General features: G+C 73.4%; 11 protein-coding genes and 1 pseudogene. 6 read left to right on the top strand and 6 right to left on the bottom strand.

Going from position 1 to position 12,497, the window contains the following annotated elements:
- Positions 1-122 precede the first annotated feature (122 nt).
- Positions 123-683 (top strand): pyridoxine/pyridoxamine 5'-phosphate oxidase, encoded by a 561-nt coding sequence (locus tag BQ6202_RS02545; RefSeq protein ID WP_072312903.1) that lies wholly within the window; start codon positions 123-125, stop codon positions 681-683.
- A gap of 24 nt (positions 684-707) precedes the next feature.
- A complete protein-coding gene (locus BQ6202_RS02540) occupies positions 708-1,313 on the top strand; it encodes a GNAT family N-acetyltransferase (protein ID WP_072312902.1) in 606 nt (201 codons plus the stop codon).
- A gap of 33 nt (positions 1,314-1,346) precedes the next feature.
- On the opposite strand, the gene BQ6202_RS02535 is transcribed toward BQ6202_RS02540, so the two are convergent.
- Positions 1,347-2,231 carry a TIGR03620 family F420-dependent LLM class oxidoreductase gene (locus BQ6202_RS02535; RefSeq protein ID WP_072312901.1) on the bottom strand — a complete coding sequence of 295 codons (885 nt, stop codon included), beginning with the start codon at positions 2,229-2,231 and terminating at the stop codon, positions 1,347-1,349.
- 155 nt (positions 2,232-2,386) lie between these two features.
- Between BQ6202_RS02535 and BQ6202_RS02530 the strand changes: the two genes are divergently transcribed.
- The 3 genes and pseudogenes from BQ6202_RS02530 to BQ6202_RS02520 form a co-directional block, all read left to right on the top strand.
- Complete coding sequence (locus tag BQ6202_RS02530) at positions 2,387-3,217, top strand: aldo/keto reductase (RefSeq protein WP_072312900.1); 831 nt, start codon at positions 2,387-2,389, stop codon at positions 3,215-3,217.
- Positions 3,218-3,221: 4 nt separating this feature from the next.
- Positions 3,222-4,241, top strand: coding sequence for a TetR/AcrR family transcriptional regulator (locus BQ6202_RS02525; protein ID WP_072312899.1), 1,020 nt, complete (start codon positions 3,222-3,224; stop codon positions 4,239-4,241).
- A gap of 53 nt (positions 4,242-4,294) precedes the next feature.
- A pseudogene (locus BQ6202_RS02520) lies at positions 4,295-4,831 on the top strand (MFS transporter); the annotation flags it as partial.
- Between the two features lie 75 nt (positions 4,832-4,906).
- Here BQ6202_RS02520 and BQ6202_RS02515 read toward each other — a convergent pair.
- From BQ6202_RS02515 to BQ6202_RS02505, 3 genes are read right to left on the bottom strand one after another with little or no spacing between them, the layout of a single operon-like run.
- The gene (locus BQ6202_RS02515; RefSeq protein ID WP_072312898.1) at positions 4,907-6,142 is read right to left on the bottom strand and encodes an RNA polymerase sigma factor; all 1,236 of its coding nucleotides are present in this window, start codon (positions 6,140-6,142) and stop codon (positions 4,907-4,909) included.
- Entirely contained in the window at positions 6,139-6,516 is a 378-nt protein-coding gene (locus BQ6202_RS02510) for a YciI family protein (RefSeq protein WP_072312897.1), read from the bottom strand. Before BQ6202_RS02510 ends, BQ6202_RS02515 begins: the two co-directional genes overlap by 4 nt.
- Before the next feature lie 49 nt (positions 6,517-6,565).
- The gene (locus BQ6202_RS02505; RefSeq protein ID WP_072312896.1) at positions 6,566-7,147 is read right to left on the bottom strand and encodes a dihydrofolate reductase family protein; all 582 of its coding nucleotides are present in this window, start codon (positions 7,145-7,147) and stop codon (positions 6,566-6,568) included.
- Between the two features lie 175 nt (positions 7,148-7,322).
- Between BQ6202_RS02505 and BQ6202_RS02500 the strand changes: the two genes are divergently transcribed.
- Entirely contained in the window at positions 7,323-8,318 is a 996-nt protein-coding gene (locus tag BQ6202_RS02500; protein ID WP_083586844.1) for a DUF4349 domain-containing protein, read from the top strand.
- A 136-nt stretch (positions 8,319-8,454) separates the two neighbouring features.
- Here the strand turns inward: BQ6202_RS02500 and BQ6202_RS02495 are convergent, their stop codons facing one another.
- Positions 8,455-10,728 (bottom strand): S9 family peptidase, encoded by a 2,274-nt coding sequence (locus BQ6202_RS02495; protein WP_143143615.1) that lies wholly within the window; start codon positions 10,726-10,728, stop codon positions 8,455-8,457.
- A gap of 14 nt (positions 10,729-10,742) precedes the next feature.
- Positions 10,743-12,479 carry a DUF885 domain-containing protein gene (locus BQ6202_RS02490; RefSeq protein WP_072312893.1) on the bottom strand — a complete coding sequence of 579 codons (1,737 nt, stop codon included), beginning with the start codon at positions 12,477-12,479 and terminating at the stop codon, positions 10,743-10,745.
- Positions 12,480-12,497 lie beyond the last annotated feature (18 nt).

Genomic DNA, 12,497 nt, shown 5'->3' with positions numbered 1-12,497 from the left:
ACTTCGCGGGCGGCGGGCTGCGGGCAGCGAGCGGCGGGCTGCGGGCAGCGAGCAGCGGGCTGTGGGCAGCGAGCGGCGGGCAGCGAGCGGCGAGCGGCGAGCGGCGGCGTAGGGTGGCGGGCATGAGCGAGCTCCGCGAGCGCCTCCGCGCGCTGCCCACGTTCCCCGAGACCATGCCGAGCTTCGACGCCGAGGGCGTGCCGACGCATCCGCTCGACCTCTTCACCCACTGGCTCGACGACGCGATCGCCAGCGGCGAGCGCCAGCCCAGCGCGTTCACGCTCAGCACGATCGGCGACGACGGAGCGCCGGCGAGCCGCACGCTCATCGTCAAGGACGTCGACGAGCGCGGCCTGCAGTTCTCGTCGAACCGCGGCTCGCGCAAGGCGGGCGAGCTCGAGGCGCGCCCCGTCGCCACAGCGCTGTTCTTCTGGCGCGCGCTCGGCCGCCAGGTGGAGGCCTCGGGCTTCGTGACCGATCTGGGTCCGGATGCGTCGCAGGCAGACTGGCAGGAGCGCCCGAGCTACGCAGGCGAGCAGAACCCCGACTGGGTGCTGTGGGCGCTGGACGCGACACGGTTCGTGTTCCTGCAGGCGACACTCGACCGGAAGCACGTGCGGGTGGAGTACCTGCGCGACGGCGACGGCTGGACCCACCGGCAGCCGACGACACCGGCCGGCTGAGCGCTCACGAGCCGAAGGACCGCCATGCCCGACGCCACCATCACGGTGCAGCGCGGCGACGCGCTCGGCGAGCCCTACCGCCGCCGCATCACCGAGGTCTACGTGCGCGCCTTCGCCGACGACTTCGCGGGCTTCTCCCGCGACACCTCGAAGCTCGCCGACGCCTTCGAGCACATGCTGCTGCTCGAGCGCTTCTTCGTCGCGCTCGTCGACGGCGAGCCCGCCGGCCTCGCCTCGCTCACCTCCGGCGCCGAGACGCTCTTCGACCCTCGCCCCGCCGAGATCAGGCGGCACCTCGGCCCGGTGCGGGGCCGCGTCGCGGCAGCGGTGATCCAGCGCTGGTTCATGCCGCCGGCGAAGGACCAGCGGCCGCACGTCGCCGAGATCGGCTTCGTCTCGACCGAGCCGGCGTTCCAGGGGCGAGGGGTCGCGACCGCGCTGCTGCGACACCTGCTCGCGCTGCCCGCCTACAGCGAGTACGTGCTCGCCGAGATCAAGGACACCAACGCCGCAGCCCTCGGGCTCTACGCGAAGCTCGGCTTCACGATCGACGAGCGACGCCCGATGCGGTTCGCGCGGCAGGCCGGGTTCCGCGAGCTCATCTCGATGCGGCTGGTGCAGGAGTCGTGAGTCCGGGCGATCGCTCGCGCGAGCGACGCCGCGTCAGCGCAGGCTGAGCTCCGTCGCGAGCGCCTCCAGGCCCGCCATCGGATCGTCGCGCTGCGGCAGCAGCTGCACGCAGACGTGATCGGCGCCGGCATCGAGCTGCGCCTCCACCGCCACGGCCAGATCTGCGGCCGTGCCGTGCGGTGCGAGCGCGTCGACAGCCTCGTCCGTCGCACCGTCGTCGAGCTCTGCAGCGGTGAACCCGTGGGACTCGAGCGTGCGGCGATAGTTCGCGAGCGCCAGGTAGCGCTCGAGGAATCCGCGCGCCGCCTCGCGCGCCGCCACTGCATCCGTGCCCAGCACGAGCCGCTGCTCTGGCGCGACCAGCGCCTCCGGACCGATCGTCTCGCGGGCGAAGCGCGTGTGCGTGGGGGTCGTCATGTACGGATGCGTGCCCGCAGATCGCGCGGCGGCCAGCTCGAGCGTGCGCGGGCCGAGGGCCGAGATCACGCGCCGCTCGGCTGGCACGCCCTCAGCGTCGAGGGTGTCGAGGTACTCCACGAGTGCAGCGAAGGGCTTCTGGTAGCGGTCGCCGATCGCCTCGCGGTGACCGATGCCGACACCGAGCAGGAAGCGACCGGGATGCGCCAGCTCGAGCCGGTGGAAGGAGGCGGCCACCTCGGTTGCAGGCGACGACCAGATGTTGACGATGCCGGTGGCGACCGTGACGTGCTCGGTGGCTTCCAGCAGCCGCTCGGCGATCTGCAGGTCGGCGGCGGGCGAGCCGCCGATCCAGATGGTGCCGTAGCCGAGCCGCTCGACCGCCGCCGCCAGCTCGGGCGTGAGGAGCGGGCCGCTGCGCCAGAGGCCGACGCGCCCGAGCTGCGGCGTGGTCGGGGCCGCGCTGCCGGAGGTCTGAGGGCTGGGAGCAGCAGACGTCATCGTGGTTCCAATCGCCGAGCGGTGTGATCGAGCGTGCATCGCCACCGTATCGGGGCAGCATCACCGCGGCATCGGTGCGCCCGCGGGCCGTCGCGGGCCGCCGCGAGCCGACCGCGACACCACGCGCCCGTCCGTCGCCTGACACAATCGACGGCATGCCCCGCACCCTCGAGCTCGACGACGGCAGCGGCAGCATCCCGGCGCTCGGCTTCGTGCTGTACAAGGTCGCGCCAGAGGAGACCGAGCGCGTCGTCGCGGCCGGGCTCGAGGCGGGCTACCGACTCATCGACGGCGCCGAGTTCTACGGCAACGAGGCGGCGCTCGGCGCGGCGCTCGCACAGGCGGTCGACGACGGCATCGACCGCGAAGCGCTGACGGTCACGAGCAAGTTCTGGGGCGACCCCGAGCAGACCCCGGAAGCGGCTCGCCGCGCCTTCGACGCCAGCGAACGAGCGCTCGGCACCCGCATCGACGTCTACATGATCCACTGGCCGCGCCCCGCCCGCGAGCGCTACGTCGACGTCTGGCGCGAGCTCGTCGAGCTGCAGCGCGGGGGCCGCGTGCGCACCATCGGCGTCAGCAACTTCACCGAGCAGCACGTGCAGCGCCTCATCGACGAGACCGGTGTCGCGCCCGCCATCAATCAGGTCGAGTCGCACCCCTGGCTGCCGCAGCACGCGCTGCGCGCCTTCCACGCACAGCACGGCATCATCACGCAGGCGTGGAGCCCGCTCGGCCGAGCCCGCGTGCTCCAGGACTCGACGATCGGGCAGATCGCGGGACGCCACGGCGTGAGCCCCGCGCAGGCGGTCATCCGCTGGCACCTGCAGCTCGGTGGCGCCCTCATCCCCAAGTCGACGCATCCGCACCGCCTCGCCGAGAACCGCGACGTCGAGGGCTTCAGCCTCACCGACGACGACATGGCGCAGATCGCCGCGCTCGAGACCGGCGAGCGCACCGGCACGCACCCCGACGATCGCCAGTGAGCGCATGACCGACCCTCGACACCCGGCCGACCTGCACCTGCCGATCGACGCCGCCAGCGTGGCCGATCCCGACCAGCATCCCGACACCCCCGCCCTCCCCCACGCCCACGCGGTGACGTGGGGCGTCGCCGCGCTGCCGCACCGCGGCCCCAAGCGGGAGCTCAGCACCGAGCGCATCGTCGAGGCCGCGATCGAGCTCGCCGACGCGGACGGGCTGGATGCGGTCAGCATGGGCAAGGTGGCGGCCAAGCTCAACGCGGCGCCGATGAGCCTCTACCGCTACGTCACCGGCAAGGACGATCTGCTGCTGCTGATGTTCGACACCGCGAGCGAGGTGACGGTGCCGGGCGCCGGCAGCACGTGGCGCGAGCGCCTCACCGAGTGGGCGATGTTCGTGCGCACGACCTACGACGCGCATCCGTGGCTGGCCGACCTGCCGCCGTCGTCGACGCCCACGACCCCCAACCGGCTCGCGATCATCGAGGACGGCCTCGCCGCGCTCGAGGGCGTGCGCATGCCCGACGCGGGCAAGCTGCCGACGCTGCTGCTGCTGCTCGGCTACATCGGCCTCTACGCGAAGGCGTCGAGCAACGCCGCCGTCGACGACGCGGTGCGGCAGGCGCTGCCGGCGCTCGTGACCGACGAGCGGTTCCCGCTGCTGGCGCCCGCCGTGCGCGCCGGCGTCTTCGAGTACCGCGAGACCGACGCCGACGTGGGCTTCGGCTTCGGCCTCCGGCGCCTGCTCGACGGCGTCGAGCGCTGGCTCGAGCGCAACGAGCAGGACGACCCGATCCATGCCCTGCCGACCGCGATCGCGAGCGACAAGCAGGTGCGCGAGGCGGCGAAGCTCGTCGAGCGGGCGCGCATCGAGCTGCGGCAGGCAGAGGCGAAGGCGGCGGATGCGGTGGCGAAGGCCACGGAGCGGCTGCGCGCGATCGACGCGAAGGCCGAGGCGACCGCCGAGCGCGATGCCGCCAGGGCTGCCCTCAAGGCCGCGAAGGCGGAGGCGAAGGCGCGGAAGTAGGGGCTTGGCCGCCCGCTTGACCCCGACGCGACGTCAGCGTGTGCAGTGGGGGCATGCACCCTCTCGCCATCGCCTACCTCGGCTCCCACTTCCTCTCGCTGCTCGGCAACGGCATCGCCGCGATGGCGCTGCCGCTCATCGTCCTGCAGGTCACCGGCAGCCCGCTCAGCATGGGGGTCATCGCCGCGTCGACGGCGGTGCCCGCCGTGCTGATCGGGCTGGTCGCCGGCTTCGTGCTCGACCGGTGGAACCGGCGCAACCTCTCCGTCGCATCCGATCTGATCTCGGCCGGTGCCATCGCGGCCCTGCCCGTGGTCGACGTGCTGTGGGGGCTCGAGCTCTGGTGGTTCGTGGTGCTCGGCATCATCGGTGCGTTCGGGGATGTGCCGGGAGCCACCGCGCGCGAGGTGCCCGTGGCGTCGGTGGTGCGGCGCAGCGGCGTCTCGCTCGATCGCCTGGTGGGGGTGCGCGAGACGCTCACCGCGGTCGGGCTGATCCTCGGGCCCGCGCTCGCGGGCACGTTCGTGGCGCTGCTCGGGCCGAGCGCGGTGTTCTTCATCACCGCGGGCACCTCGGCGGCCGCGGCAGTACTCACGCTCGTGATCCCTCGCGAGGCGGGGTGCGTCGAGCCGAGCGCCGAGGCGGCGTCCGCTTTTGTACACACATCACCGCGTACGCGTCTGCCCCGAGCGCGATCGCAGGTGTGCCGCCACTGCCGGGTCCCCCGCGAGCGCCGCCGCTCGCTCGTACGCAGCCGACGCATCCGCCCCCGATGCGGCGAGCAGGGCCGCGCGTGCGGCCCAGCAGGGCTGGAAGCCCTTGGCGTCCGCGGGCAGTGCCGCGAGGCCAGCCTCCGGCCCGTCGAGGTGCCCCGCGACGACCGCCGCCGCGACCTGAGCGCCCAGGCTCGGCGCCACCGCCAGCAGCGCGGCGTAGAGCACGCGCAGCGCGGCCCAGTCAGTCACCCCCGTGCGCACCCGATCGCAGTGCACCGCCTGGATCGCCGCCTCCAGCTGGAAGCGCCCGGGCGGCGCGGCCGCGCGGCCACTGGCAGCAGCGCCCGACATCCCCGCGCCCGACGCCCGCCGCAGGTACGACTCCCCCTCGGCGATCAGCGCCGCATCCCACGATGCCGGATCCTGCTCGTCGAGCGGCACGAACAGTGCTCCACCCGCGCCCGGCAGCCGCCGCGCCAGCATCAGCGTCGTCAGCGCCGCGAGCCCCCACGCCTCCGATTCGCACTCGAGCATCGTCGCGAGCGTCACCGCCAGGTACTGCGCCTCGCCCGCGAGCGAGGCCGCATCGCCCCGCCACGACAGCGCCGCGCAGCCATAGATCGCTTCGAGCACCGCGGGCAGCCGCTCGGGCATCGCCCGCCGGTCGGGCACGGCGAACGGGATCCGCGCATCCTTGATGCGCCGCTTCGCCCGCACGAGCCGCTGCGCCATCGTCGCGGGCGGCACGGCGAACGCGCGGGCGATGTCGGCGGCATCGAAGCCGAGCGCCGCCTGCAGCATGAGCGGCGTGCGCGCCGCCGCGTCGATCGCCGGGTGCGCGCAGACGAACAGCAGCTCGAGTCGCCGCTCGCCGATCGCGAGCGGGTCGTGCTCGGCGAGCGGGTCGACGTGCGCGCTGGCTTCGAGCAGCGGGGCGGATGCGCGCACGGCCGACGACTTCCACACGTCGCGCTGGGCGTTGCGAGCCACGGTGAGCAGCCACCCCTCCGGGTTGTCGGGCACGCCGTCGACGGGCCAGCGCGTGAGCGCCCGCTCGAAGGCGCTCGCCAGGGCGTCCTCGGCCAGCGCGAGGTCGCCGGTCGACGCCGCGAGCACCGCGACGAGCCGGCCATAGGAGGCCCGCGCCGCGCGCTCTGCGGCGACGCGGGCCTCCGCCGCGGTCATGCGTTCGGCACCCAGACCCCGTCCACCGCGAACACGGCGCCCGGGCGGATCTCGACGGTGCCCCAGTGCACGGGCGGCGCTTCGCGCGCGGCGGCGATCGCCGCATCCAGGTCTGGCACGTCGATCACGACCGTGCCGCCGAGCTGCTCCTTGGTGTCGGCGAACGGGCCGTCCTGCACCTGCAGGGCCCCGTCGCGCATCCGCACCGTCGTGCTCGCCGTCGAGGGCTGCAGCACCTCGGCGGCCACCAGCACGCCCGCAGCATGCAGTGTCGCTGCGTAGCTCGCGAACGCAGCCTGCCCCTCGGCCATGGTCTCGTCGCCGAGCGACTCGGTGTCGTGCTCCTCGTAGTGCAGCAGCAGTGTGTAGCGCATGGGTGCCTCACCTCTCGCGTGCAGCGCCAGTCGCAGTCAGACGGCGATGTCAGGCCACAGCGTACTGAGCGATGATCACGCCCGTGCCGGTCGGGATGCTGCGCTCGAGCCGTAGGTCGGTGCGGTCGCCCTCACCGAAGAGCCGCGTGCCCGAGCCGAGCACGATCGGGTGCACCTGCAGCACGTAGCTGTCGATCAGTCCGGCCGCGTGCAGCGCACGGGTCAGCTCGCCGCTGCCCATGATCGTGAGGTCCTCTCCCCCTTCGGACTTCAGCGCCGCGACGGTCTGCGCCCCCTCGCCCACGTGCAGCGCGGTGTTCGGGTAGGCGGCGGTCGCCTCGCGGTCGCGTGTCACGACGTGCTTCGTCGACTGCACGAGCACGTCGGTGAAGGGGTTCGGCTGGTCGAAGCTCGTCCAGAAGCCGAGCAGATCCTCGTAGGTGCGGCGGCCGAAGAGCAGCGCGCCGCCGCCGGCCATGCCCTCGGCAGCGAACTGCATCGACACCTCGTCCTGGTAGCCGTTGCCCCAGCCGCCGTGCGCGAAGCCGCCGCGGGTGTCCTCGTCGGGACGCCCCGGCGCCTGCATGACGCCGTCGAGGGTGATGCTCTGGAAGGCGGTGATGGTGGTCATGGTCGTTCCTCTCGTGGGGTGCCGGTGTGGCTCGTCGCAGTGATGACGAGCGGATGCGCGCACGATCGACACGGAGGACGGAGGAGTTCGATCATGGCTGGACCAGGCACCCCGACGCTCGAGTCGCAGCAAAGGTTGGGCTGTGCTTCGGGCGTCTCGCGCGCACGCTGGAAGCATGACCCGCAGAACCCTCTCGATGGCCGGCATCGTGATCGCCGGCACCGTCCTCCTCGCCGGCTGCACCGCCACGGGTGGCGGGCCGGGCGTGGCCGAATCCGCATCCTCACCCGACTGGGGCGGCGTGAGCCCCGAGCAGGCCCCAGGCGGCGACGCCGAGTCGAGCGCGCAGGACGCCGGCGCGGGCGACACCGGCGCGGCGGGCGCCCCTGGCCTCCCCGGCGCGGCCGTCGAGGATCGCGCCGTCATCGTCACCGGCAGCGTCGAGATGCGGGCTGGCGAGCCGCTGCGGGTCGCCGACGCCGTCAGCGACGCCGCGGAGGCTCGCGGCGGCACCATCGACCGGCGTGCCGAGGGTGCCTCGACCGACTTCGAGCCCGCCTGGGCGATCCTCACCGTGCGGGTGCCGGCCGCCGAGGTCGAGGCGATGCTCGACACGCTGCGCGGCCTCGCCGACGTCACGACGCTCGACCTCGGCGAGGAGGTGGTCACCAACCAGGTGCGCGATCTCGAGGTGCGGGTGAATGCCTCCCGCGCATCCGTCGAGCGACTCACCGAGCTGCTCACCACTGCCGCCGACACCGAGACGCTGCTCGAGGTCGAGGCGCAGCTCACGCAGCGCACCTCTGAGCTCGAGAGCCTGCTGTCGCAGCAGCGCGCGCTCGACGAGCTGGTGTCGATGTCGACGATCGAGGTGCGGATCAGCTCGACGACCGTGGAGGGACCGACCGGCACGCCGAGCTTCTGGGATGGCCTCGTGGCCGGCTGGCAGGGCTGCCTCGCCTGGGGCGCGACCTTCCTCTATGGCCTCGGCCAGTCGATGCCGGCGCTCGTCGTGCTCGCGGTGATCGGCCTGATCGCCTGGCTGGTGCTGCGCCGCATCATGCAGCGGATGCCGTCCCGGACCGAAGGGGGCCGGGCCGCGGCAGCGCAGGGCGCGGCTATCGTCAACCCGGTCGCCGACCGCGCAGCAGCACCGACCTCGGAGCGCTGACCTCCGCCTCGCAGCATGGAGCCGGAAGGCGGACCCTTCCCGCCAATGACGACCCTGCGCACCAGGTCCTTCGTGGCGCAAGGGGTCCGGCATCAGGGCGGCCGGCGGCAGGGCCGCCCGGCGGGACGGCAGCTCGTCAGCTCGGCGCGAAGCCCCGCGGCGGCCGCTCGTCGAGCAGGCTCCGCACGAGGTGATCCCAGAAGGTCATGCGCGCGTAGGCGTCGATGCGGTAGTGGTCGACGCCCGGCCAGATGCGCAGGTCGAAGCGCTTGCCAGCATCCATGAGGGCGCGGGCGAGCGCGAGCGAGTGGTCGACGGTCGCGTTCTCGTCGATCTCGCCGCACGCGATCAGCAGGTCTCCCTCGAGCCGGTCGGCGAGGTGCAGGTTGCCCAGCTCGCGGTACTCGGCGGATGCGCGGTCGGGCCCCGCACCCAGGTGCCAGTCCCAGGCGCCGAAGCGCATCTTCGCGGGGTCGTGCACGCCGGCGCTGCTGACAGCCGCGCGGTAGTCGTCGGGGAAGCGCAGCAGCAGGCGGGCGGCGTTGTAGCCGCCGTAGGAGTGGCCGACGGCGCCGACGCGCGTGCGATCGAGGCGCGGATCGGCATCTGCGAGCGACGCGATCGCCGTCACGTGATCCTCGAGCCCACGACTCGTGTGGCCCTGGCGGTGCGTCCACTGCCGGAAGGCGCGATCCCTGCCGGGGGTGCCGCGGCCGTCGACCATCACGGCGGCGAAGCCGAGCGCCGTGTAGGCGGGCAGGTTGCCCTGACGGCTCGACATGCCGCTCGCGCCGAGGTAGGCGTGCGGGGCGTGCGCGATCTGGAAGCCCGCGTAGACGTCCTCGACGATCGGGATGCGCTGCGCATCGTGCGGATGCTCGGGCATCGCGATGACACCCCAGAGCTCGGTCACGCCGTCGTCGGCGATCGCCCGGAAGGCGCGCGGGGCGACGTAGCCCGCGTCGAGCAGCGGCTGCACGTCGGTGCGCTCGAGCTCGAGCACGATGCGGCCGCCCTGCTCGGCGTCGCGCAGCACGATGACCGGCGGCTGGTCGACGGTCGAGACGTGGTCGACGAAGAAGCGGCCGGAGGGGCTCACGGGCTCGACCGGCGGGCGCCCCTTGCCGAAGACCAGGTGGAAGAACTGCGGCTGCGGCCCGGCGACGTCGTGGTCTGCGGGCTCGGGCGTCAGCAGTCGCTGCGTGCCGCCGTCGAGGCCGGCGCGGTAGACGCGGCGCCACAGCGGGTGCCAGCCGTCATCGGCGCCGCCGGCGACGAAGGTGACCTCGCGGCGCTCGACGTCGACGTGCAGGATGTCGCGCACGACGATGTCGCCGTCGGTGACGCGGTGCAGGCACTCGCCGCTGGCGAGGTCGTAGAGGGCGAGGTGCCCCCAGCCGTCGCGCTGCGAGAACAGCAGCGCCTCGCCCGACTCCGGCAGCACCCGCACGAGCGGCAGGTGGTACAGGAACTGGTTCGGCTCGTAGAGCGGCCCTTCATCGAGCACGACGGCGTCGCGGCGCTGCCCCGTCGCCACGTCGACCTCGACGATCACGGCTCCCGCGTCGCCCGGCGCGCAGCGCAGCAGGTAGAGGCGCGTCTCGTCGGCCGACCAGGTGACCTCGCTCGTGCCGTTGACGACGACGCGCGAGCCCAGCTCGTCCGTCACGTCGACGTCGACCGCGGTGCCGCTGTCGAGGTCGAGGATCCGGCACTCGCTCGGCGGCGGTGCACCTTCATCCTCGAGCTGCAGGCGCCACTCGTGGCACTCGGGGCGCGCCCCACCGCCCGGCGCGACGCTCTCGACCATGTGCTTCACACGCATCCGCCGCTCGTCGACGCGCATCGTGAGCGCGCGCCGACCGGAGGGCGAGTGCACGGTGGCGACGGGCGGCAGGTCGAGGCCCATGCGGCGGAAGGGCACGACCATGTTGGAGTCGGACGGCAGCGCTCCCCACGCGAAGCCCTCCTCGCCGTCGCTCGTCAGCCGCGTCTCGGCGTCGCCGTCGAGCAGCCAGAGGTCGTGGTCGCGGCGGCGCAGGCCGCGGCCGTCGGGCCCGAGCAGCACGCCGGCGGGCGCTGCAGCGATGTCGGGCTCGCGCACGCCGAGCGCAGCGAGCGAGGGGGCAACGGCGCGCGTGCCGGCGACAGGGTCGATGAGCACGCACTCCTCGACGCCGTCCTCGCACTGCCGGGTGTAGGTGAACGCATCGCCCTCGCCGAGCCAGGTCGGCTCGACGCGTCGGTTGTGCATGAGCGCGGGCAGGCGGTCGGGCGCGAGGGATGCGGCGAGGCGGTAGCGCTCGAGCATGGTCGGCGGCGTCGTGGCTGAGGACTGCTCGGTCGGCGACTGCTCGGTCGGCGAGGTCTCACTCGGCGACAGCATTGGCGACAGCACGGGCTCAGGCACGGGCTCCTGCACCATCAGGCCGCGAGCTCGCGACGCACGTGCTCGGCCACGAACGGCAGCGGCAGCCCCGCCGCGGCCAGCACCGCCTCGTGGAACGCGCGCACGTCGAAGCCGTCGCCGAGCGCGGCGCGCAGCTCCTCGCGCAGGTCGAAGAAGAAGTCGTCGCCCAGCTTGTAGGCGAGCGCCTGGCCGGGGATGTCGCAGGAGTAGCGCAGGGTCTCGGAGGCGATCTCCGCCTCGCCGAGGAACGCGTGCTCGCGCATGTAGTCGCGGGCGCGCTCGAGCTCCCAGCCGAGCGCGTTCATGCCGGTGTCGACGACGAGCCTCGAGGTGAGGAACGCATCCATCATCAGTCGCCCGAAGCGCTCCTCGGGCTCGACATACATGCCGATCTCGCCCGCGTAGCGGGCCGCATACTCGGCCCACCCCTCGCTGAAGGCGCTCAGCGACAGGTGCTGGCCGAGCGCGTGGCGGCCCGTCGACTCCTGCTTGCCCGCGATGTCGAGGTGGTGGCCCGGCATGAGCTCGTGGTAGGTCAGCGCCGCGATGTGCGGCAGCGCGGCCTTCGCCAGGTGTCGCGCGTTGAAGAGGTAGACGCCGACCTCGCGGTCGGGCTGCGGCGCCGCGTAGTAGCCGAAGGTCATCGAGCCCGCGACGGCATCGGGCACGGCGTCGACCGCGTAGGGCGCGCTCGGCAGCCTGCCGAAGTGGGCGGCCAGCTCGGGCTCGATGCGATCGATGGCCCGCTGGAAGTGCGCCGCGATGCCCTCAGCGTCGTGGGCCCTCCAGGCGGGGTCGTCGGCGAGGCGCTCGAGGTACTCCTGCGGCGTGCCGTCGAAGCCCTGGCTCGACATGAGCTCCCGCATCTCGCCGAGGATGCGCGCCATGCGCGCCAGCCCGCGATCGTGCACCTCCTGCGCCGAGAGGTCCTGCGTGGTGTGGATGCGCACGGTGCGCTCGTAGGCGTCGTGACCGCCCGGGAACTGACCGAGCCCGACGCGCTCGGGTGCCCGCGCCGCGTAGTCGGGCGCCTCGAGCACGGCGAGCACTGCGGCGAAGGCTGCGTCGACCTCTGCGACCGTGCGCTCCTCGATCTGCGCGAGGGATGCCTCCGACAGCGAGGCGCGCGACCGCTCCACGACGCCGTCGAGCACCGCCCGCCCCGCCTGCTGCAGCGCCTGCACGAGCGGGATGGCCGTCGCGAGCTGCCGGGCAGGCATCACGATGCCGCGCTCGGCCTGGCCGGCCGTGCGATCCGCGAGCTGCCGCACCAGGCGGCCGTAGTCGGCGAGCAGCCGCACGTGGCGCGCGACGTCGGCGTCGCCATCGATCGACGCGCGCGTCAGCGTCTCGTGCACGCTGCCGAGCAGGAACCCGCCGGAGTATGCCGACGGCGCGAACATGCTGGGGAAGCCGATGCCCATCGGGTCGAAGGTGAGCCAGTAGTCGTCGTCGTCGACATCCCAGCGCTCTGCCATCGCCGCCGCGGCCGCGAGGTCGAGCGAGAGCGGCATCGGCAGCGACGCGGGATCGACCTCGGCGATCCGGGCCAGGAGCGCCCGCGCCGCGCGCGCGCGCCGCGCGACCGCCTCCGGCCCGACGTCGGGGATCGTGAGCTCGACGTGGCCCTCGGCGGCACCGGGGTCGACGATGCGCCAGGCGTCGTCGAGGATCGCGCGGGCCTCGGCCTCCTGCGCGGTCCCGGCCACCGCATCCGCTCGCTGCTCGGTCGTGCCCGGTGCTGCAGCCATGCGCGTGCCCCTCGTCGT

Origin of the sequence: Agrococcus sp. Marseille-P2731 (assembly GCF_900117395.1) — a bacterium.
Lineage (GTDB): Bacteria > Actinomycetota > Actinomycetes > Actinomycetales > Microbacteriaceae > Agrococcus.
The sequence above is the reverse complement of the archived record's forward strand: the minus strand, read 5'-3'. Positions and strand labels throughout refer to the sequence as shown.